This is a genomic window from Sphingomonas sp., assembly GCF_035317925.1.
Taxonomy (GTDB): Bacteria; Pseudomonadota; Alphaproteobacteria; order Sphingomonadales; family Sphingomonadaceae; genus Sphingomonas_I.
Map to the genome: position 1 here is coordinate 28,021 of NZ_DATHFV010000088.1, position 19,908 is coordinate 47,928.

The 19,908-nt window shown below is 63.9% G+C and carries 19 protein-coding genes; 9 read left to right on the top strand and 10 right to left on the bottom strand.

Annotation, left to right across the window (positions count from 1 at the left end; genetic code table 11):
- Window positions 1–80: 80 nt before the first annotated feature.
- Complete coding sequence (gene pepN / locus VK533_RS06790) at window positions 81–2,681, top strand: aminopeptidase N (RefSeq protein ID WP_324376106.1); 2,601 nt, start codon at window positions 81–83, stop codon at window positions 2,679–2,681.
- Window positions 2,682–2,784: 103 nt separating this feature from the next.
- Here the strand turns inward: pepN and VK533_RS06795 are convergent, their stop codons facing one another.
- From VK533_RS06795 to VK533_RS06810, 4 genes are read right to left on the bottom strand one after another with little or no spacing between them, the layout of a single operon-like run.
- Window positions 2,785–3,378: an ABC-type transport auxiliary lipoprotein family protein gene (locus VK533_RS06795; protein WP_324376107.1), complete on the bottom strand. Its 594-nt coding sequence runs from the start codon at window positions 3,376–3,378 to the stop codon at window positions 2,785–2,787.
- Window positions 3,378–4,313 carry an MlaD family protein gene (locus VK533_RS06800; protein ID WP_324376108.1) on the bottom strand — a complete coding sequence of 312 codons (936 nt, stop codon included), beginning with the start codon at window positions 4,311–4,313 and terminating at the stop codon, window positions 3,378–3,380. Before VK533_RS06800 ends, VK533_RS06795 begins: the two co-directional genes overlap by 1 nt.
- 7 nt (window positions 4,314–4,320) lie before the next feature.
- Window positions 4,321–5,220, bottom strand: coding sequence for an ABC transporter ATP-binding protein (locus tag VK533_RS06805; protein WP_324376109.1), 900 nt, complete (start codon window positions 5,218–5,220; stop codon window positions 4,321–4,323).
- The gene (locus tag VK533_RS06810) at window positions 5,217–6,320 is read right to left on the bottom strand and encodes an ABC transporter permease (protein ID WP_324376110.1); all 1,104 of its coding nucleotides are present in this window, start codon (window positions 6,318–6,320) and stop codon (window positions 5,217–5,219) included. Before VK533_RS06810 ends, VK533_RS06805 begins: the two co-directional genes overlap by 4 nt.
- 197 nt (window positions 6,321–6,517) lie before the next feature.
- Between VK533_RS06810 and VK533_RS06815 the strand changes: the two genes are divergently transcribed.
- Window positions 6,518–7,192, top strand: a complete 675-nt coding sequence (locus VK533_RS06815; protein ID WP_324376111.1) for an HAD-IB family hydrolase — start codon at window positions 6,518–6,520, stop codon at window positions 7,190–7,192.
- Here the strand turns inward: VK533_RS06815 and VK533_RS06820 are convergent.
- A complete protein-coding gene (locus tag VK533_RS06820; protein ID WP_324376112.1) occupies window positions 7,189–7,524 on the bottom strand; it encodes a DUF167 domain-containing protein in 336 nt (111 codons plus the stop codon). The genes VK533_RS06815 and VK533_RS06820 overlap by 4 nt on opposite strands.
- Window positions 7,525–7,563: 39 nt before the next feature.
- Window positions 7,564–8,781 carry an argininosuccinate synthase gene (locus VK533_RS06825; protein WP_324376113.1) on the bottom strand — a complete coding sequence of 406 codons (1,218 nt, stop codon included), beginning with the start codon at window positions 8,779–8,781 and terminating at the stop codon, window positions 7,564–7,566.
- Between the two features lie 119 nt (window positions 8,782–8,900).
- Here VK533_RS06825 and VK533_RS06830 point away from each other — a divergent pair, with 119 nt between their 5' ends.
- Window positions 8,901–9,293, top strand: a complete 393-nt coding sequence (locus tag VK533_RS06830) for an EF-hand domain-containing protein (protein ID WP_324376114.1) — start codon at window positions 8,901–8,903, stop codon at window positions 9,291–9,293.
- 70 nt (window positions 9,294–9,363) lie between these two features.
- Entirely contained in the window at window positions 9,364–9,801 is a 438-nt protein-coding gene (locus tag VK533_RS06835) for a GreA/GreB family elongation factor (RefSeq protein ID WP_324376115.1), read from the top strand.
- A gap of 26 nt (window positions 9,802–9,827) precedes the next feature.
- Here VK533_RS06835 and VK533_RS06840 read toward each other — a convergent pair whose 3' ends face one another.
- Both VK533_RS06840 and VK533_RS06845 read right to left on the bottom strand, forming a co-directional pair.
- Complete coding sequence (locus VK533_RS06840) at window positions 9,828–10,430, bottom strand: hypothetical protein (RefSeq protein WP_324376116.1); 603 nt, start codon at window positions 10,428–10,430, stop codon at window positions 9,828–9,830.
- A gap of 91 nt (window positions 10,431–10,521) precedes the next feature.
- Entirely contained in the window at window positions 10,522–11,085 is a 564-nt protein-coding gene (locus VK533_RS06845; RefSeq protein WP_324376117.1) for a DNA-3-methyladenine glycosylase I, read from the bottom strand.
- 59 nt (window positions 11,086–11,144) lie between these two features.
- Here VK533_RS06845 and VK533_RS06850 point away from each other — a divergent pair, with 59 nt between their 5' ends.
- The 4 genes from VK533_RS06850 (at window position 11,145) to VK533_RS06865 (ending at window position 14,097) form a co-directional block, all read left to right on the top strand.
- On the top strand, window positions 11,145–12,056 hold the full coding sequence (locus tag VK533_RS06850) for a PHB depolymerase family esterase (protein ID WP_324376118.1): 912 nt from the start codon (window positions 11,145–11,147) through the stop codon (window positions 12,054–12,056).
- An 85-nt stretch (window positions 12,057–12,141) separates the two neighbouring features.
- Window positions 12,142–12,360 (top strand): hypothetical protein, encoded by a 219-nt coding sequence (locus VK533_RS06855; protein ID WP_324376119.1) that lies wholly within the window; start codon window positions 12,142–12,144, stop codon window positions 12,358–12,360.
- Between the two features lie 93 nt (window positions 12,361–12,453).
- Entirely contained in the window at window positions 12,454–13,407 is a 954-nt protein-coding gene (locus tag VK533_RS06860) for a bifunctional helix-turn-helix transcriptional regulator/GNAT family N-acetyltransferase (RefSeq protein WP_324376120.1), read from the top strand.
- 120 nt (window positions 13,408–13,527) lie between these two features.
- Window positions 13,528–14,097 (top strand): hypothetical protein, encoded by a 570-nt coding sequence (locus VK533_RS06865; protein ID WP_324376121.1) that lies wholly within the window; start codon window positions 13,528–13,530, stop codon window positions 14,095–14,097.
- Here the strand turns inward: VK533_RS06865 and VK533_RS06870 are convergent.
- Window positions 14,078–15,916 carry a hypothetical protein gene (locus tag VK533_RS06870; RefSeq protein ID WP_324376122.1) on the bottom strand — a complete coding sequence of 613 codons (1,839 nt, stop codon included), beginning with the start codon at window positions 15,914–15,916 and terminating at the stop codon, window positions 14,078–14,080. The genes VK533_RS06865 and VK533_RS06870 overlap by 20 nt on opposite strands.
- Window positions 15,917–16,055: 139 nt before the next feature.
- Entirely contained in the window at window positions 16,056–16,613 is a 558-nt protein-coding gene (locus VK533_RS06875; protein ID WP_324376123.1) for a GNAT family protein, read from the bottom strand.
- A 774-nt stretch (window positions 16,614–17,387) separates the two neighbouring features.
- Between VK533_RS06875 and VK533_RS06880 the strand changes: the two genes are divergently transcribed.
- Window positions 17,388–19,908: ATP-binding protein (locus VK533_RS06880; RefSeq protein WP_324376124.1), on the top strand; the 2,521-nt coding region annotated here is incomplete at its 3' end.

The following is a 19,908-nucleotide window of genomic DNA, read 5'->3' on the forward strand; positions in this document are numbered from 1 at the left end:
GCTAAGCCGATTCGCTTGCTTCTGGCCAGTACTGTGGTCGGGCTGGCATCCTGACGCGGACCGCCATAAGGGCAGTTGCCATGGTTGATGCGTTGAATGTTGCGATAGCTCCCCACGCCCCGATCCTGCGGGAGGATTATCGGCCGCCCGACTGGCTGGTGCCGGAGGTCGCGCTCGATTTCCGGCTCGATCCGGCGGAGACGATCGTCACCGCACGGCTGACCGTTCGCCGCAACGGCACGCATGCCCATCCGCTGCGCCTGAACGGCGACGGCCTCCAGCCCTCCCGCGTCGCGGTCGACGGCGAGGAATTGCACGATGCGTGGCGGATGGATGGTTCCGATCTGGTGATCGATCTCCCCGGCAGCGACCATCTGATCGAGACCGATGTCGCGATTTCGCCGTCGGCCAACACCAAATTGATGGGCCTCTACGAATCGGGCGGCCTGCTCTGTACGCAATGCGAAGCGGAAGGCTTTCGCCGCATCACCTTCTTCCCCGACCGGCCCGACGTTCTCAGCCGCTATTCGGTGCGGATGGAGGCCGACAAGGATCGTTTCCCGATCCTGCTCGCCAATGGCGACCCGGTCGACAGCGGCGATTGCAAGGGTGGGCGCCACTATGCGCTGTGGCGCGACCCCTTTCCCAAGCCCTGCTATCTGTTCGCCTTGGTGGCGGGCGATCTCGTCGCCAACCGCGACACGTTCACGACCCGATCGGGCCGCGACATCGATCTCGGCATCTGGGTGCGCGCGGAGGATCTGGCCAAGACCGGGCATGCGATGGACGCGCTCAAGGCGTCGATGGCGTGGGACGAGCGCGTTTATGGTCGCGAATATGATCTCGCGATCTTCAACATCGTCGCGGTCGCCGATTTCAACTTCGGCGCGATGGAGAACAAAGGCCTCAACATCTTCAACTCGCGCTACATCCTCGCGGACGCGGACACCGCGACCGACGCGGATTTCGACGCGATCGCCGGCGTCGTCGCGCACGAATATTTCCACAATTGGTCGGGCAATCGCGTCACCTGCCGCGACTGGTTCCAACTCTCTTTGAAGGAAGGCTTCACCGTCTTCCGCGACCAGCAATTCTCGGCCGATCAGGGTTCGCCCGCGGTCAAGCGGATCGAGGATGTGCGCGCCTTGCGTGCCACCCAATTCCCCGAGGATGCGGGCCCGCTCGCGCACCCGATCCGGCCGGAATCCTATATCGAGATTGCGAACTTCTACACCGCGACCGTCTATAACAAGGGCGCGGAAGTGATCCGGATGCTGCGCAGCATCCTGGGCGAGGAAGGCTTCCGCGCGGGCACCGATCTCTATTTCGAACGCCATGACGGCCACGCCGCGACGTGCGAGGATTTCGTCGTCGCGATGGAGGATGCGACCGGCGCCGACCTCGGCCAATTCCGCCTGTGGTACGCGCAGGCGGGCACGCCGCGGGTCAAGGTCAGCCTCGAATATGACGCGCCCGGTGGCCGTGCGCGCCTCAAGCTCGATCAGACGATGCTGCCCACGCCGGGTCAGCCCGACAAGGAGCCGATGGTGATCCCGTTGCGCGTCGCCTTGCTCGGCGAGCGCAGCGGCAAACCGATGGGCGGCGAGAAACTGATCACGCTCGACGCCGCCAAGTCCGAAATCCTGTTCGACGGTCTGAACGAGAAGCCCGTCCTATCGATCAACCGCGGTTTCTCCGCGCCGATCGTGCTCGAAAGCGACCGCGGCCCGGCCGAGCTCGCTTTCCTGTCGGCGCACGACGGCGATCCGTTCGCGCGCTACGAGGCGATGCAGCAATTGATGCTCGACACGCTGATCGCGGGCGTGACACTCGGCAAGACCGATCATGGCCCGGTGCTGGAGGCGGTGCGCAACACGCTGACCGATCCGGCGCTCGACGCGGCATTCAAGGCGGAAGCGGTGCTGCTGCCGGCCGAGGCTTTGATCGGCGATCAATTGGCCGAGGTCGATCCCGACAAGATCGCGGCGGTGCGCGAGGCGCTGCGTGCCGATATCGGCCGGACGATGGAGGACGGCTGGCGCGACGCTTATGCCGCGCATCATGCCAACCGCTTCGAATATACGCCGACCGCCAAGGGCGCGCGGCGGCTGCGCAACGTAGCGCTCGGCTATATCGCTGCCTCGGGAACGGCAGATGCGGCGCGGCTGGCGTTCGAGCAGTTTTCCGATGCGGACAATATGACCGACCGCCAGGGCGCGCTCGGCGTGCTCTCAAACGGCGACGCGCCCGAGCGTGAGGCCGCCTTGAGCGCCTTTTACAAGCGCTTCCACGACGACGCCCTGGTGCTCGACAAATGGTTCAGCGTGCAGGCTCTGTCGATGCGGGCGGATACGCCGGCGGCGGTGCAGGCGCTCGCTAAACATCGCGATTTCACGATCGCCAATCCCAACCGGATGCGTTCCCTGGCGGGTGCGTTCGCGGTCAATCAGCGCGCGTTTCACGATCTGACCGGCGGCGGCTACCGCTTCCTTTCCGACATGATCCTCGCAGTCGATCCGCTCAACCCGCAGAGCGCGGCGCGGCTCGTGCCGGCACTCGGCCGCTGGCGCCGCTTCGAGCCCAAGCGCGCGGCGGCGATGAGCGAGGAACTGGAGCGGATATTGAAAACGCCCGGTTTGTCCAAGGACGTGACCGAGCAGGTGTCGAAGAGTTTGAGCTAAGCTCCGACGTCACCCCGAACCTGTTTCGGCCTCCACCGCGCAACAGGCGCGGACAGTGCGGAGAATAGGTGGATGCCGGAACAAGTCCGGCATGAGGCGTGGGTTAGCGTCCGATCCAGTCCGCTACTTCGCCCGCGACCTGGTTCGCCGCCTGATTGAGCGCGGCCGCAACCACCTCGGGCTGCTGCGACGACACCGGCAGGCGCGCCGAGAAGCGGCGGCTCTGGATCTGATCGCTGCCGGTATGCGAGAGCGTCGCGTCGAACGTCACCGTCACCGCATTGCCCGGGCCGTCCAGTCCGAACGCGGAGATCTGGCCGGCCAGCCGCGTGTTCGGCTGGATCTGGAGCATGCGCGGATCGGTGACGACGCGGCCGGTCTTGACCGTGATCGTCTCCGACAGCAGCCCACGGAACAGCTCGGTCGGCGTCGCCGCCCACAATCCGCCCTTGAGATAGGCGATCGCGGTCGCGCCGTCGGTCACCAGCACGCGTTGCGTGCCGAGCGCGGGAATCGCGCTCAGCCGCGCGATCGAGATCGCGCTCTTGTCGCCGGCGGTGATCGCGGTCCCGGGCGCGAGCGGCGTCGTCGCCGACAGCGCCATCAGCCGGGGCGGCGGCTTGGGGCTGAAGCTGATGCAGCCGAAAAGTGGCAGCGCGGCGGCTGCGACGAGCAAAGCGAGAGCAGGTTTCTTCATCACTTCCTCGGCTTGTAATCGGGCAATTTCGGTCCGCCGATCAGACCGCCCGCGCCGCCCTGGTTGAGCTTGCCCGAGATGGCCGAGAGCGACGATGCGGTGTCGCCCAGATCGCGGACGAGCTGGTTGATCGCGGGCACGGTCTGGGTCGACAGCGCCTTGAGGCCTGGCTTGGCGTCGTCGACGGCTTCGTCGAGATTGGCCATGCTGTGTTTGGCGGACGCTACCGCGTCGTTGAGATTGGCGAGCAAAGGCTTGATGTTCGCGTTGGTCGTATCGGCGAGCACGCCGAACTTCTGCGCCGCCTCGCCCGCCTGCTGGATCGCGACGTGGGCATCGGCGAGCGTCGCCGCGATATCGCTGCTGCGATTGGCGAGCGCGCCCGAAATCGTATCGAGGTGCGCGAGGATGTTGCTGATCGAACGCTGATTCTGCGGATTGAGCAGATCGCTCAGCCGCTCGGTCAGATTGGTCAGGCGATCGAGCAAAGCCGGCGCATTGTTGAGGATCGCGCCGAGCCCGCCCGCCTTGGGCGGGATCAGGGGCAGGCCGAACGGCCCGGGCTGGTCGATCGCGGGCGCGCCGGTGACGGCGCCGTCGAGGTTGATCTGGCTGACACCGGTGAAGCCGACGCCGGCGATGGTCGCGGTCGTGCCCTGCAGCACCGGCGTGTCCGCCTTGACCGCGATCCGCACGCGGATCAGCTCGGGCTGGTCGGGCATGACGACGACGTCATCGACCTTGCCGACCGGCACGCCCGAGAAAGTCACGGCCGAGCCTTTGGCGAGGCCGTCGACCGAGGTCTTGAACAGGATATCGAATTTCTTTTCGTGAGAGCCACCGAAGCCTGCCAGCCACACGGTGAAGGCAAGCGTGATCGCGATCAGGACCAAGACGACCCCGCCGACCAGCACGTTGTTCGATCGCGTTTCCATCAGTGCGTCACGCCCCCGAATCGCTCACTGCGGAATCGCCGCCTGCGGATTCCATCGCTGCCCGCCGCCGTTTCAAATTCTCGGCGGAATCCTGTTTGTCTTCCCGATCGGCCGCATCCTGCGCCGCGCGGCCGCGCGGACCGTTGAAATATTCCTGAATCCACGGATGGTCCAACGCCAATAGTTCCGGGATCGTTCCGACCGCAACCACGTGCCGATCCGCGAGCACCGCGACACGGTCGCAGATGGCGTGGAGCGTGTCGAGATCGTGCGTGATCAGGAAAACGGTCAGGCCCAAAGTCTCCTTCAGGCTCTTGATCAGATCGTCGAACGCGGCCGCGCTGATCGGATCGAGCCCGGCGGTGGGTTCGTCGAGGAACAGCAATTCGGGATCGAGCGCGAGGCTGCGCGCAAGGCCCGCGCGCTTCTTCATGCCGCCCGACAATTCCGACGGATATTTGGGCCCGGCCTCGGCCGGAAGCCCGGTCATCGTCACCTTGTAGGCGGCGATCTCGTCCATCAATTGCGGCTCGAGATGCGGGAAATATTCGCGCAGCGGCACCTGCACATTCTCGGCCACGGTCAGCGTCGAGAAGAGCGCACCGCCCTGGAACAGCACGCCCCAGCGGCGGCGGATGTTGCGGGCATCGGTATCCGCGCGCCCTTCCATCGATTCGCCGAACACGGTGACATCGCCCGATTCGGGTTCCTGCAGGCCGATGATGGACCGCATCAGCACCGATTTGCCCGTGCCCGATCCGCCGACCACGCCCAATATCTCACCACGATGCACGTCGAGGTCGAGATTCTCGTGCACCAGCTGATCGCCGAAACGGTTGTTCAGTCCGCGCACGCAGATGAGATCGTCGCTGTCGGGCGCGGTGTTGGGTTTGGGCGCGACGCTCATATCCACCCAACCGATGCGAAGAAGACCGCGAAGAAGGCGTCGAGCACGATCACCAGGAAGATCGACTGCACGACCGCTGCGGTGGTGCGCAGGCCGACCGCCTCGGCATTGCCCTCGACCTGCATGCCCTGGAAGCAGCCGGCGATGGCGATGATCAGGCCGAACACCGGCGCCTTGATCAAGCCCTGTAGCAGATCGGTGATCGGCACGACCTCGCGGATGCGCGCGACGAAAGTGACCGGCGGGATATCGAGACTCAACCAGCAGAACAGCCCGCCGCCGAGCAGCCCGACCATGGCCGCGTAAAAGGCGAGCAGCGGCATCATCGCGACGGCCGCGACGATGCGGGGAATGACCAAAGCCTCCATCGGCGCGACGCCGATCGTGCGCATCGCATCGACTTCCTCGGCGAGCTTCATCGACCCGATCTGCGCGGCGAAGGCGGATCCCGATCGGCCCGCGACCATGATCGCGGTCATCAGCACGCCCAGTTCGCGCAGGTCGAGACGGCCGACCAGGTTGATCGTGAACACCTCGGCCCCGAATTGGCGCAGCTGGATCGCGCCCTGCTGGGCAATGACGATGCCGATCAGGAAGCTCATCAGGCCGATGATGCCGAGCGCATCGACGCCGACCACCTCGAACTGGCGGACGACGGCAGTCCAGCGGATGCGGCGCGGATGGCGAACAAGCGTGGCGAGCGTGATCAGGACGGCGCCGAAGAAACCGAGCATCCCGACCAGGTTGGTGCCGGCGCGCACCGTCGCCTCACCCATCTTGCCCAGAACGCGCTGTAGCGAGGATGCGTGATCCGGCCGGATCTTGAGCGGCTGGTCGGCCGCCGCAACCTGTGACAGCAGATGCGCCTGATCCTCACTCGCGCCGACGACCGGAATGTCGTGATCGCGCGCGATGCGGTGGACCAGCCACGCGCCGACCGTGTCCATCCGCTCGACCGGTGCCAAGTCGATCCGGTCGGGCGAGGCTTCGAGTTCGTCGAGTTGCTGTGGCAGCTGGCCGAGTTGCGCGAGCGTCATCGAGCCCGAGAAGCGCAACGTCTTGGCATTGTCCGCCAGTTCGAAATCGGCCGGGGCGCTCATACGGTCAGACTATTGGACGCGCGCGAAAGCGCAATGGCGACGAGCGATCATCGCAACCGAGACGCTTACGGGTGCGTAATGTTCCCTGCGGAACCGCTTGTTCAGAGGCGTCTTTCATGGTCAGCGCGTTTTGAAAGACGCGTGCAACATATGCTTCACAGTCTTTCGCTTCCCAAGGCCCACAAGAGGAAGAGCGTTTGGCCGATCTTGCCATCTACGACATGGACCGCACGATCACGCGGACGGGCACCTACACGCCCTTCCTGATCCATGCCGCGAAGGCGCTCAATCCGTGGCGACTGGCGCTGGCGGCGTTCGTGCCGTTCACGATGGCGGCCTACGGCCTGAAGCTGATCGACCGGCGCCGGCTGAAGGAGTTGAACCAGCGGCTTTTGATCGGCGGCGGCGTGTCGCGCGCGAAGCTCAGGCCCGCAGTCGAGACGTTCGCGGACTTCATCTGCAAGACCAACATCCATCCCGGTGCGTGGCGCCAGATCGCGGAAGATCGCGCGGCGGGGCGGCGGCTGGTGCTGGCGACCGCATCCTACCGTTTCTATGTCGAGGCGATCGCGAAGCGGCTCGATTTCGACGACGTGATCGCGACCGGCAGCATCACCGGGCTCGACGACATCATCCGCGCCAAGATCGACGGCGAGAATAATTACGGGCCGGCCAAATTGCGGCTGATCCAGGCGTGGATGGAGCAGCACAAGATCGCGCGCGACGTGGTGAAGGTTCGTTTCTATTCGGACCATGTATCGGACGAACCGGTCCTGGCGTGGGCCGACACCGCGATCGCGGTCAACCCGAGCCGGGGTCTGCGGGCACTGGCCGCGAAGCGCGGCTGGGAGATCGTCGACTGGGGTTTCTAGACGCCGACCAAGGCCGCCAGCCGCGCCGCCAGCGCGGGCCCATCGCCCGAAACCCGTACCAGCTTCAGCCGCGCGCTCGTTCCCGCGCGCAGGTTGATCGCCGAGCGCGCGATGCCGAGCGTGTCGGCGAGGAAATCGATCAAGGCGGCATTGGCCTTGCCTTCGGCCGGCGGCGACGCGACGCGGACGGCGAGCGCGAGGCGCCCGTCGGTCATGTCGCGCACGCCGACGATCTCGGTCCGCGACGCACGCGGCGTGACCCGCACCGCGAGCGTCACGCCGTCCGCGTCGGCCGCGAACGGCAGGCCGCCATTGTTGTTGCTCTGATTCACGTCCGCACTGGAGGCGCTAAGCGCCCCACATGCAAACGATCAGCGTCCGTCGCGGCGTCCGAGCAGGCGCAAGCGGAGCGCGTTCAATTTGATGAAGCCGGCGGCGTCACGTTGATCGTAGGCGCCCTGATCGTCCTCGAACGTCACGACCTTCTCCGAATAGAGCGAGAAGGGCGATTTGCGGCCGGTGACGATCACGCTGCCCTTGTAGAGCTTCAATCGGACGGTGCCGGTCACCTTGTCCTGGCTGTGATCGATCGCGGCCTGCAGCATCTCGCGCTCAGGCGAGAACCAGAAGCCGTTGTAGATCAATTCGGCATAACGCGGCGCGAGCTCGTCCTTAAGGTGGGCGGCGCCGCGATCGAGCGTGATCTGCTCGATACCGCGATGGGCGAGGTGGTAAATGGTGCCGCCCGGCGTCTCGTACATGCCGCGCGACTTCATGCCGACGAAGCGATTCTCGACGAGGTCGAGCCGGCCGATGCCGTGCGTCTTGCCGAGCGCGTTCAATTTGGCGAGCAGATCGGCCGGGCCATAGCCGACGCCGTCGATCGCGACCGCATCGCCATGCTCGAAATCGATCGTGATGACCTGCGGCGTGTTGGGCGCATCCTCGGGATTGTCGGTGCGCGAATAGACATAGTCGGGCACCTCGTCCCACGGATCCTCGAGCACTTTGCCCTCGGACGAGGTGTGGAGCAGGTTCGCGTCGGTCGAGAAGGGCGATTCGCCGCGCTTGTCCTTGGGCACCGGGATCTGGTGCTGTTCGGCATATTCGATCAGGCGGGTGCGGCTGGTCAGATCCCATTCGCGCCACGGCGCGATCACGCGGATGTCGGGCGCGAGCGCATAATAACCAAGCTCGAAGCGGACCTGATCATTGCCCTTGCCGGTCGCGCCATGGCTGACCGCGTCGGCGCCGACCTGCTTCGCGATTTCGATCTGGCGCTTGGCGATCAGCGGCCGCGCGATCGAGGTGCCGAGCAGATAGAGGCCTTCATAGAGCGCGTTGGCGCGCATCATCGGCATGACGTAATCGCGCACGAATTCGTCGCGCAGATCGTCGACGAAGATATGCTCGTCCCGGACGCCCATCAGCTTGGCCTTGGCCCGCGCCGGCTCCAGTTCCTCGCCCTGGCCGAGATCGGCGGTGAAGGTCACGACCTCGCACTGATAGGTCTCCTTCAGCCACTTCAGGATCACGCTCGTGTCGAGGCCGCCCGAATAGGCCAGCACCACGCGCTTGACGTCGCTCATCTTCACACTCCTTGGGATTCGCGCGCCTTTCGCATGAGGGGTGCTGCGGTGCAACGCTATGCGACACGTCTGCCGCGCAGTAGAGCCGGAAAGCGCGCTTCCGCGCCGAGAGGATTTGCATGAAAAAGACGATGATCGCGGCCACGCTGACGCTCGGCCTGGCCACGCAGGCCTGGGCGCAAGCGCAACCGATCCCGCGCGCCGAGTTCCTCTCGCATTCGAAGGAGCAGTTCGCAGCCGCGGATGCGGATCATGACGGCGCGCTCACCAAGGTCGAGCTGGCTGCCGCGATCGCCAGGGCGATGGGCAGCGCGCCGCCGCCGGAGATCCTCGACCGGATCTTCGCGGGCATGGATACGAATGGCGACGGCAAGGCCACCGCCGCCGAGATCGAGGCGCACGACACGGCGCGCTTCGATCTGTGGGATACCAACCATGACGGCATCCTGACGCCGGACGAGATCATGGCTGGCCGCGCCGCCATGCAGAATGCCGCGCCGAAACCGCAATGACGGTGCCGGGGCGGAGCGAACCGTTCCGCCCCCGGGACGTTGAACCTCCCATGAGAAGGAGAATGATCAGGTGAGCGTGGCCTTCCGTCGCGAGAGCGACGAGGAACATCTGGAACCGAAGTTCGAACTGCCGGTCCCGCCCGGTCCTAATCTGGTGACCGAACGCGGCCTGGCGCTGATCGAGGCCAAGGTCGCCGAGATGGAGGCGATCGACGCGCCCAGCGACGACCAGAAGCGCACGTTGCGCTATTGGCGCCGCCGACTTGCGTCGGCTCAGGTCCAGCCCGCGCCGACGGCGGACGAGGTCGGCTTCGGCAGCCACGTGACCTTCACGCTCAACAAGGCGAAGCGCGAAATCCAGATCGTCGGCGAGGACGAGGCCGATCCGGCGGCGGGGCTGCTCGGGCTGCAGGCGCCGCTCGCCCAGGCGCTGATCGGCGCCACCGAGGGCGAGCTGGTGCCGTTCGCCGGCAAGGACGATGCGATCGAGGTGATCGCTATTCGGTGACTAATCGGCCGTCGGGAATGACGGGCTTAGATTATCGGGCCCTTGGCGGCCGGTGCCTTGGGCTTTTCGAGGCTGGCCGGTGTCAGCGTCGGCGCGCCGGGCTTGGCCTGCTGCACCGCGGGCGTCGCCTGACGGCTGTTCATCGCGGTGCAGTCGCCCTGGCTTTGCCGCTCGACCTTGGGCGCCTGATTTGCGCCAAGCGACGTCACCTGCACGCTCTGGCTGCAGCTCGCGCCATTGCCGCTCGAATAAGAGGTAAAGCTGTAGCTGACCGTGCCCGCGGGCAGCGTCTTGAGCGCGGCTTCGCTAAGCTGGCCGTTTGCGGCGGGCGCGGCATTGGCCATTAGCGACGCCTGCTGCAGCATCGCGTCCATCTGGCGGTCCATCGCCAGAGAGATACGGTCCATCATCGCGAACGGATCGGCCGCCACGAACGCGACCGGCATCGCTTCGTCGGGCGCGACCACGACTTTGGGCGCGACGTCGCCGACATAATGGATCTGCGCGACGCTGCCGTCGGGCAGGGCGACGTTCATCACATGGTTGGGGCTGGAGGCCGCGATGGCGACACCGCCCACGGCAAGCGCGCCGGCCCCGGCGATCAGGAGTTTGGAGAGAGTACGCATCATATCCTCTTCCGCTTTTCGACAGCGCGGCAAGTCTGCCATTCCAGCCTGAACGCCCGATGAAAGCGGCGCCGGCTTTGCGACGAAATGCGCCTCAGACCTGATCGCGGCGGAAGCAGTGGGGCGCGTGATCGTTGACCATGCCGACCGCTTCCATCCAGGCATAGGCGATCGTCGCGCCGACGAACTTGAAGCCCTTGGCCTTGAGCGCCTTCGACAAGGCTTCGGACACAGGCGTCCTGGCGGGGACATGCACGCCGTCATTCTTGCGCACCGCCCCGCCGACCTGCGCCCATGCCCAGTCTGCGAAGTCCTCGCCGCCGGCCTGCATGGCAAGATAGGCTTTGGCGTTGCCGATGGTCGCCTCGATCTTGGCGCGGGCGCGGATGATGCCGGGGTCGGCCATCAGTGTCTCGACCTTGGCCGCGTCATAGCGCGCGACCTTTAAGGGATCGAACTGGTCGAAGGCGGCGCGGAAGCCTTCGCGCCGGTGCAGGATCGTCCGCCACGACAGGCCGGCCTGGAAGCCCTCGAGGATCAGCATCTCCCACAACATGCGGGAATCGCGCACCGGCACGCCCCATTCGGCGTCGTGATAGGCTTCCATCACAGGATCGCCGACGCACCAGGCGCAGCGGACGGGGGCGGGATCGGTCATGGGCGCGCTCTAGCCTGTGTTCCGGCCCGGGAGTAGGTTGCGCGTTCCAGGGGGAGGCCATGATGCGCACGCTGCTGCCACTTTTGCGGATATTGCCCTTGCTGCTGCTGGCGTGGATGCCGGCGGCATATGCGGCGAGCGACTGCGGGGCGCCGGGCCAGACCCAGCGTGTCGCGATTCCTGATACCGGCCGCGCGATGTTGATCCATCTGCCCGCGGGTTTCGATCCGGCGCGGCCCGCGCCCTTGCTGTTCGCCTTCCACGGCAGCGGCGAGGATGGCGCGGCGGTGCTGCGCAAATCGCATCTGGAGGCGACGTCCGACCGGCACGGCTTCATCCTCGCCGCGCCCGATGGCGGTATCCCCGCCAATGGCGGCTTCGTCTGGAACATCCCCGGCGTGCCGTCGGTCACCGGGCGGATGCCCGATCCGAGCGACGCGAACGATGTCGCCTTCGTCGAACGGGCGATCGGCTGGCTGGCGGCGCAGCATTGCGTCGATCGCACTCGCGTCTATGCGACCGGCATTTCGGGCGGCGGGCGGATGAGCAGCCTGCTCGGCTGCATCGCCGCCGACCGCTTCGCCGCGATCGCGCCGGTGGTCGGCTTGCGCGCGGGCATTCCGTTGAAGAGCGATCCGCAGCGCCCCGATCCGGCGACCTGCCGCCCGTCCCGGCCGGTGCCGGTGATCGCGTTCGCCGGGGACAAGGATACGACCAACCCGATCGAGGGCGGCGGCGCGCCTTACTGGCAATATTCGATGCATGCGGCCGAGGCGCGCTGGGCCGCGCTCGACGGCTGCGCCTCTGCGCTCGCCCGGCGCCAGGTGACGGCGCAGGTTTATGAGGAGGGCTTCGCCGGCTGCAGGGCGGGCTCGGCGGTGGTCGCGCGGATCACGATCGGCGGCACGCATAACTGGGTGGCCGACAACGAGGCGATGTGGGCGTTCCTCGCGCGCTACCGGTTGCGGTAACAAAGGGCGACAGGAGGGCGGGGCTGTGCTATCCCTACAGGGCCTATTCCGGCAGGCGCGGTCCGACCGCGCGGGAGAATCCCTGATGTCACGCGCGCTGAACCTCGACGCTCCGCTGGAGCATGTGCGCGACACGTGCGCCAAGCACAACGCCCCCATCACCCAGATCGAGACCCTGCTCTCGGGTGGCAGCCGCGTCGTGTTGAAGAACGCCGACGATGCCGCGACGATCAGCAAGATCTACAAGAACAAGGTCATCAACGGCCGGATCACGCGCACCCCGTCGCGGCTGCAGCACAACTAAAAAACACCGATTCCGAACTGATAGAATCGGCGTCTTGACGCGCGGCATTTGCTTGCGATAACGGGATATATAACCTGTTATGGAGTTGTGCGGATGAGCACGGACGTCATCGCGGATCTGGGCGAAATCTTCCTCGGCAGCCGGCTGAAACGGCTCGCCGAACGCATGCAATCGGGCGCGGCCAAGGTCGTTTCGGCGGCCGGAATGGCGGTCCAGCCGACGCATATGGGGCTGCTGGCGGCGCTGGATCGGGCGCCGATGACGGTCGGACAGCTGGTCGAAGCGGTCGGAATCAGCCAGCCAGGGATCACCAGAGGGGTCGGCCAATTGGTCGAAATGGGGCTGGTAGAGGTCATCAGAGGGGCCGATCTGCGCGAACGAACCGCCCGTTTGACCCCCGAAGGCGTGGCCGCAATGGCCAAGATCAAGCGCCTTGTCTGGCCGAAACTGCATTTGGCGGTGCAGGATATGTGCGCCGGATTGTCCGGATCCTTCCTCGATCAGATCGCCGGACTGGAAGCCGCGCTGGCCGAAAAGCCGCTGGAGGTGCGCGCGGCGGGGGTTCCCGCGGCGGGTTTGATCGTCCGCGAATATAGCGCCGACCTCGCGCCGCTGTTCCACGACATCAATGCCGAGTGGATCAGCACGATGTTCAGGCTCGAACAGTCCGACCGCGAGGTGCTCGAGGACCCGCGGACGCACATATTGGACGGCGGCGGCGCGATATTGTTCGTCGAGGCGCCGGGGCTGGGCATCATCGGCACCTGCGCGATCCGCAGGACCGGATCCGGCAGCGCCGAACTGACCAAGATGGGCGTCCGGGAAAGCGCGCGCGGGATGAAGGCGGGCGAGTTCCTGCTCGCGGCGACGATCGCGCGGGCGAAGGCGATGGGGATCGAGACGCTCTACCTGCTCACCAATTCGAAGTGCGTGCAGGCGATCCACCTCTATGAAAAACTGGGCTTCCGCCACGATGCCGAGATCATGGCGACGTATGGCGCGCGCTACGAGCGGTGCGACGTGGCGATGCGCTATGTCCCCGAATAGCAGCCGGGCGGCCTGACGCGGGCGGGACAAGGCTGCGTCATCTATGTTCAAGCATCGCCCGCCGAAACGGGTCAATCAGCCTGCTTGCGGGCCTTCCCCCAAGGCCAGAGAGGACCACCCATGCCACGCGTTTTCCGCTTCTGTATTCTTGCCTTTAGCCTGCTGATCGCGGCCGCGCCCGCCACCGCCCAGGCCCCTGCCGCCGTGGCGACGGCGACCGACCATCAGCACGATTTCGATTTCGAATTCGGCGCGTGGAAGGCGCATCTGCGCCGGCTGGTGAAGCCGCTGTCGGGATCGACCGAGTGGGTCGCGCTGGACGGGCTGTCGACCGTGCGCAAGGTGTGGGACGGCAATGCCAATCTCGGCGAACTCTCGGTTTCCAACGCCACCAGCCATATCCAGGGCCTGAGCCTGCGCACCTATAATCCGGCGACGCAGCAGTGGAGCGTCTATTGGGCCAACCGCAAGGACGGCGCGGTGGGGACGCCGCCGATGGTGGGCCGGTTCGAGGGCAATCGCGGTGAATTCCAAGCCGACGACACGTATGACGGGAAGCCGATCCGCGTGCGCTTCATCTTCACCCGCCACAGCGCGTGGGCGTTTCAGCTGGAGCAGGCTTTTTCGGCGGACGCGGGGAAGACGTGGGAAGCGAACTGGGTCGCGGATTTCACGCTGATCGGGGCGTGAGCGGCGGGCTCAGCGCCACCATCTGCGCCTCGAGCGTATCGAGCCGTTTCACGAGCGCGGCTTTATCGGCGGCGCGCAGCCGGGCGATAGTGAGCGCGCGGGCGATCGGATCGGCGATCTCGCGCAACGTTTCCCGCTCGTCGCGGCCATAAAGGCTGCCGTCCGGGCGCGGGCCCAGCAGCAGCCAGCCGATCTCGGTTTCATGCTCCGCCGTCAGCGGCATGCGCAGCGGGAAGAGGGCGGCGTGGCGCTCGATTTCCAGCGTTGCCGGTTCAGGCCTGGGCCATGCGGATAGCCAGCGCCGCGCCTCGGCGCCGTCCACGCCATAATGCGCCGTGATCCGGCCGTGCAGCACGATCGCCCCGCGTGTCGCGTTTAGCGCGTGGTGGCAGCGGTCGAGCGCGGCCTGGGCGATGCGCGGCGGCGGCGCCGTCTCGCGCAGATCGTTCATCAGCAAGGGCACGCCGTGGCGCAGGTGGACCAGCCCTTTGCGGAAGCGATGCTCTGCCCAGTGCATGATGCGATGATGGAGCGGGGCGATCATCACCGCCGCCACCGCCGCGCCGAGGCCGCCCGCGAGCGCGCCGAGGCTATGGCCGAAATGCTCCTCGCCCAGTACCTCGATCACCTTTTCGGTGCAGGCGAAGATCGCGACCAGAGCGGCGGTGAGCAATGTGTAGCCCGCGGACCGCGTGATCACGAGGTCGGCATCGTACAAGCGGAAGCGGAGGACCGAAACGAGCAAGCCGACCGGGAATGCAAAGGTGATCAGCGTATCATGGAGATAGTGGATCGCGATCCCGGCGGCCGGACCCAGCACGACGGCAGTGGCCGGATCGGCATTGATCAGGCCTAACAATGTGCCCAGGATCATCACCGCAGCGCCCAGCGCTGCCCATTTGATCTGCTGGCGTTCTATCCCAGGCGGCGAGTGGCGATACCGCAGCACCACCGATCCCGCACACAGGCTCAATATCGGCACGTCGATCGCCATCGAGGCCAGCGACGTTTGCCAGGCCGAGAAATTAGTGACGAGTTCGGCCGTCACATAAAAGGTCGGCGCCAGTATGGCGATGCGCGACCATAAAGTGACGAAGCGGCCGTCGGGAAAACCGCACAGCCCGATCAGCAGCGCATACCAGCCGAACAGGCTGATATAAGCCTGGCCGTAATCGAGCAGCCAGGGCGCGACCCCATAGTCCAACAGCCATGTATCGAAGGAAAAATTGTCCATCAGCAGTAGGAAGCTGAAGGCGAGCAGCACCGCTTCCGGATCGCGCGGACGTTCGCGGAACAGTAAAAGCGACATGATCAGGAACAAGCAGCCCGCCAACGCCTGCCGCATCAACGCTGCCACACCATGGACGATGGGGTTCATGCCGGTCGAAACATCCCGCACCGCTACGGAATCCGGCAGCCGCGCTATGCTGTGGCGGGATAGGTGGCCGGCCTTGTCGGCGAGATCGAGCACGAGCGGACCAACCGCCTTGCGCACCCTGAACGCCGCATCGAACTCGGACGCATGCAGCGGCAAGGCCGATCCCTGAATTGCGAGGATGCGGCTGCCGGGCACGACACCGGCCGCGCGTGCTGGACCGCTGACCGCGCGAATTGCGGGCTGATCGTCCGCATTGGCGCCTATAGAAATGCTGTAATGCGCGACGGTGGGCAGGTCGCGCAATTGCTCCAGCCCGTTTGCCAAGAGGCTCGCCAGCTCCAGCAGCGTCATCGCGACCGCCAGCAGGATATAGAGCACGCGCACGACATCGGCGCGGCGGCCGCGCAGCGACGGCAATTGTGTCGGCAGACCTATCCCCACGCGGCTGAGCCTAGAGCGGCGGCGCGCGGGTGCAAGGGATGAGGCGTTCCCCTCCCGCTTGCGGGAGAGGTTGGGAGTGGGCTCCGCCCCTTCGGGATTGCCCACCCCTCAATCCCTCCCGCAAGCGGGAGGGGAGGAGTCAGCTGACTGCGTGCAATGCGCTCTCCCGCCGCCGTGATACCACCCGCTCCGGATGGTGCAGCGCCATCGCGATGACGTCGATCCATTCGCCGCCGATGAACAAGGCGTCGCGGAAGCGGCCTTCCTGCTGGAAGCCGGCTTTGCCGTAGAGCGCGATCGCGCGTTCGTTGCCGGCGAACGCATTGAGCGTGAGGCGGGTGAGGTTGAGGTGGTTCCAGCAATAATCGATCGCCAGGCCCAATGCCTCACGGCCATGGCCCCGGCCCCTGTGCGCTTTGTCGATCTGGATGCCGATCATCGCGGACCGGTGGATCGGATCGATCCGGCTGATCTGGACGAAGCCGATAATCTCCGGCCCCTCGCGCGATCGGATCGCGAAGAAGCAGCGGCTGTGATCGTTGTCCGCGTTCAGCCAGAAGCTCTCCTGACGATGCCAGTTGAGCGGGCGATAGGGTTCGTTGAGGCGGACCTCGTCGACATCGTCGAACCATTGGAACAGGCGCGGTATGTCGATCGGCAGGATCGGCCCGATCGCGATCTGATCCCCGAAGATCACGTCTGACTCCCGATTTCGTTGGCGTAACCGACTGAAGCGACGAAGCTTTCTGGGGGCTGAACCGGGGGCGGAGAGGTTCTCCCCTCCCGCTTGCGGGAGGGGTGGGGGTGGGGCTAACCTCAGCGTTCGTGCCCGCTCGCGATCAGGAATTGGGTGGCGATGGTTGTCTTGCCGGTGCCCAGGCTCCCCCAGCAAAAACAACCGCCCGCGGGCGAGACCGCCGGCGGTGATATCATCGAGGTCCTCGATCCCGAACCGGGCCTTTTCCGTCAAATCCATATGCGAGTCTCTCGTGCGAACGGGAGGGTAACTCGTTACGGGGCCGGAGGCTCCCTTGGTGTTGATTTGGGTTGAGAGTGGGATTTCGAAAGATGGGCGGCGGGCACTGTACCGGAAAACCCTCCGTTCTGGTTTTAACCATGACCTATTCCCGCGACTAATGACGCGCTACGTCTATCCACCAAAAGACTGAACAAGATCTGGTTATCGGGGGAGGTTGTTCTGGGGCGCCTAACAAAGTCAGAAATTGACGAGAAGCTTCTCTCCGGGCAAAAAATCTCTTGGACCGATCCCGCCGGTAAGGCGCAACATCTGGCCTTAAGCGATGCAAAAGAGCGACGCCTTTTTGCCTTCTTACTCTCAACGAACGTCCGCACACCGACTCAACTGCCTGAGGCCTTCGTCGAAGGACTGGCAACAGCATTTGATGCGGCTTCTGATCCGGCCAGCAATGGCCAAGGCAGTATAAGCCACGCTGCCGGTGGGCCATGGCGATTGCAATCGATCGAAACGGTTGGCTTTGGCGGGCTTAACGTTTGGGGTGGCCCACCACTTAAATTCAACCTCGATGGCGAAAGCGTGCTCTTAGAGGGGCCAAACGGAAGTGGAAAATCCTCATTCGTCGCCGCAATCGTCTGGGCGTTATCCGGAGAACGGCCTCGGGATCAGGCAAAAAGCGATGCTCACGAACGAAAGCCGGTATTGAATGACCTAAATGTTTCCATAGGGGACTGGCCGCCGATCGCCTGTTATCCGGCTACTGAGGAAGATTTAAAGGGCGCCCCCTCGGTCCGAGTTAAATTAACATTTTGCGATCACGGTGGCGCGCAAGCATCGGTCGAGAGGTCGCTATCCTCAGGCGTAGTTAGTTACGCAAAGGACCCAGCCCTTGATATTCCACCTGCTCTTTTGGAGTCAGGTATCCTAATGCCTTCACGCTTGGCTGCGTTGAGATTCGATGACGGGCGAGGGCGGCTAACCGAGGCGGTAGAGAAACTCACCGGCCTTGATGACCTCATTGCGATCGGCCTTCTCGTGGAAGGCCTATGTCACAAGTCCAGAGAATTTCAGTCGCATAAACGCAAAGAATACGACACTGAAAAGCAAAAATTTGACTATGCCATGGGTCTCGCCCGAAACGCACTCTCTAAAATTGAAGTGAGTATTCCGGAATTCACGTGCCTAGATACCGATGATACAAATGGTAATCTGGCGAAGTTGGGCCAAGAGCTCAATAGAAAGGCCGCCGAATTTACGGAGGTTATTTCTGAAGATATATCTAGCGATCTCGATATTAATAAATCTGCGACGCAGCACGATATTATCACGGCAATTACGACTGCCAAAACGGAGGCGTCAGGTGGCATCGAAACGCTTCAAAGCTGGAGAACAATAAGCGCTGTCGCCTCAGCGCTTCAAGGAGGCGCCAAGGCTAGCCTACAGCAGGCGATCGTAAGTGCGCGGATCGAACTTCAAGAAGCAATCGAACTGCAGCGGCGTAGCGATGAGGATACCAAATTTCAGCTCAAGGCGGTCGCAGCTCGGTGGTGTGAACAGCACGGTCTAGAAAAAATAGAAGATTGTCCTTTGTGCACCAAGGCGCTGGATACAGACGATGCGCTTATTGCGGAGTTGAATGCACTGCGGGCTGCCGGGGCCGCCGCCACGAGAGCGTTCGACGACAACATCAACACGTCCACCGCAAAATTGCGTGCAGCCGTCCCTCCATCCCTACAGCGTTATGGAGAAGATATTCTCGCCCTCGATCCGCCAGAGGCCATCGCGGCTGACATTCGTTCGACCTTCGTATTAAAGCCCCTGTATGCGGCTACGCTGACAACCTTCTGTAGCCAAATTGATGCGGCGTTGTCGAAAGCGCCGACGGCCGCGCTCCCGCCCACACAAGCGGACCCCGCAAACTCCCTCCAACAAGCGATCTCAATTGCCGAAAGGCTGGTCGGTGTAGCCGATTGGCTGAGCCTTCACGGTTCGGATTGGCTAACGTGGTGGGTCGAGCTCTACGACGGGGACGTTAGTCACGATAATAGCGGCAGCCTAGATACGCCGGGTTTGGCTGACGCGGGAGCTTCCACTAGTAAGCGTATCGAACCATTAATCCGACACCTCGCGCGCCTTTCCACGGCCATTGCGAAAGCTGAGCCCTATCGCGAGGCTGCAGATCAACTGCGGTCTGCATGGAAAGCGGGGGTCGAGGCTTCCAAGCTCCAGAAAATCATAGAGAAGCGAGAGAAAATAGGGGCCAGCCTAGCAGAGCTTAAGTCACTGGGATCTCTCTCCGAGTCGGTCGCGAGGGAGGCAATCGAAGGCCTGTCAGGTCGCATGAGCGACCTCTTGAAAAAAACCCTTCTCACCGAAGCTCTAAAATTCAAAGAAGCCGCACTCCTGCGAAAGGAAGGATTAATCGTACGCGGCAGCTTTGATAGGGGTCTCCAAATCGATGCCACATTGGTCGCCAATACATCGTGGCTTAGGGCGGTACTATGGGCATTTTTGTTCTCGCTACGTGCAGAAGCCATAGAACAGGCCGGGATAGATCAATTTCCGTTGCTGGTATTCGATGATCCGCAACTTACATTTGATTCCACGCATCGTCTGCGTTGGGCACAAGTTGTCGCCGATCTTCAACAGCCTCCCAATTCAAACCAAATCGTGCTCACTACGCACGATGAGGTTTTCCTCGATCTGATAAAAATTTCCGGAGTGAAGGGGCGCCAGATTCTACTAGCCGCCGCCAGCAAGGATATAGGACACGTCGGTATATTTGAAGGCGACCTATTAGACCGAAAGTGGCGTGAAACGATCGCAGCGAACACACCGAAGGCTGGTCAGGATTTCCTCGAGGAGGTTCGCAGATATGTCGAAGGCATGCTTCGCCACATGCTAAGACATGAGGGCTCTACGGTGCTTTCCGTTGTCACCGGATTTGTAGTTGGCGACTCGCGAGCAAAAATAGAAGAGCTCAATAAAAAGGGAATTGCTCCATGGGATCGTGCGG

Coding starts and splice junctions, on each gene's coding strand:
- pepN (WP_324376106.1), top strand. CDS start 81: ATGGTTGATGCGTTGAATGTTGCGATAGCTCCCCACGCCCCGATCCTG.
- VK533_RS06795 (WP_324376107.1), bottom strand. CDS start 3,378: ATGAAGAAACCTGCTCTCGCTTTGCTCGTCGCAGCCGCCGCGCTGCCA.
- VK533_RS06800 (WP_324376108.1), bottom strand. CDS start 4,313: ATGGAAACGCGATCGAACAACGTGCTGGTCGGCGGGGTCGTCTTGGTC.
- VK533_RS06805 (WP_324376109.1), bottom strand. CDS start 5,220: ATGAGCGTCGCGCCCAAACCCAACACCGCGCCCGACAGCGACGATCTC.
- VK533_RS06810 (WP_324376110.1), bottom strand. CDS start 6,320: ATGAGCGCCCCGGCCGATTTCGAACTGGCGGACAATGCCAAGACGTTG.
- VK533_RS06825 (WP_324376113.1), bottom strand. CDS start 8,781: ATGAGCGACGTCAAGCGCGTGGTGCTGGCCTATTCGGGCGGCCTCGAC.
- VK533_RS06830 (WP_324376114.1), top strand. CDS start 8,901: ATGAAAAAGACGATGATCGCGGCCACGCTGACGCTCGGCCTGGCCACG.
- VK533_RS06840 (WP_324376116.1), bottom strand. CDS start 10,430: ATGATGCGTACTCTCTCCAAACTCCTGATCGCCGGGGCCGGCGCGCTT.
- VK533_RS06845 (WP_324376117.1), bottom strand. CDS start 11,085: ATGACCGATCCCGCCCCCGTCCGCTGCGCCTGGTGCGTCGGCGATCCT.
- VK533_RS06850 (WP_324376118.1), top strand. CDS start 11,145: ATGATGCGCACGCTGCTGCCACTTTTGCGGATATTGCCCTTGCTGCTG.
- VK533_RS06855 (WP_324376119.1), top strand. CDS start 12,142: ATGTCACGCGCGCTGAACCTCGACGCTCCGCTGGAGCATGTGCGCGAC.
- VK533_RS06860 (WP_324376120.1), top strand. CDS start 12,454: ATGAGCACGGACGTCATCGCGGATCTGGGCGAAATCTTCCTCGGCAGC.
- VK533_RS06865 (WP_324376121.1), top strand. CDS start 13,528: ATGCCACGCGTTTTCCGCTTCTGTATTCTTGCCTTTAGCCTGCTGATC.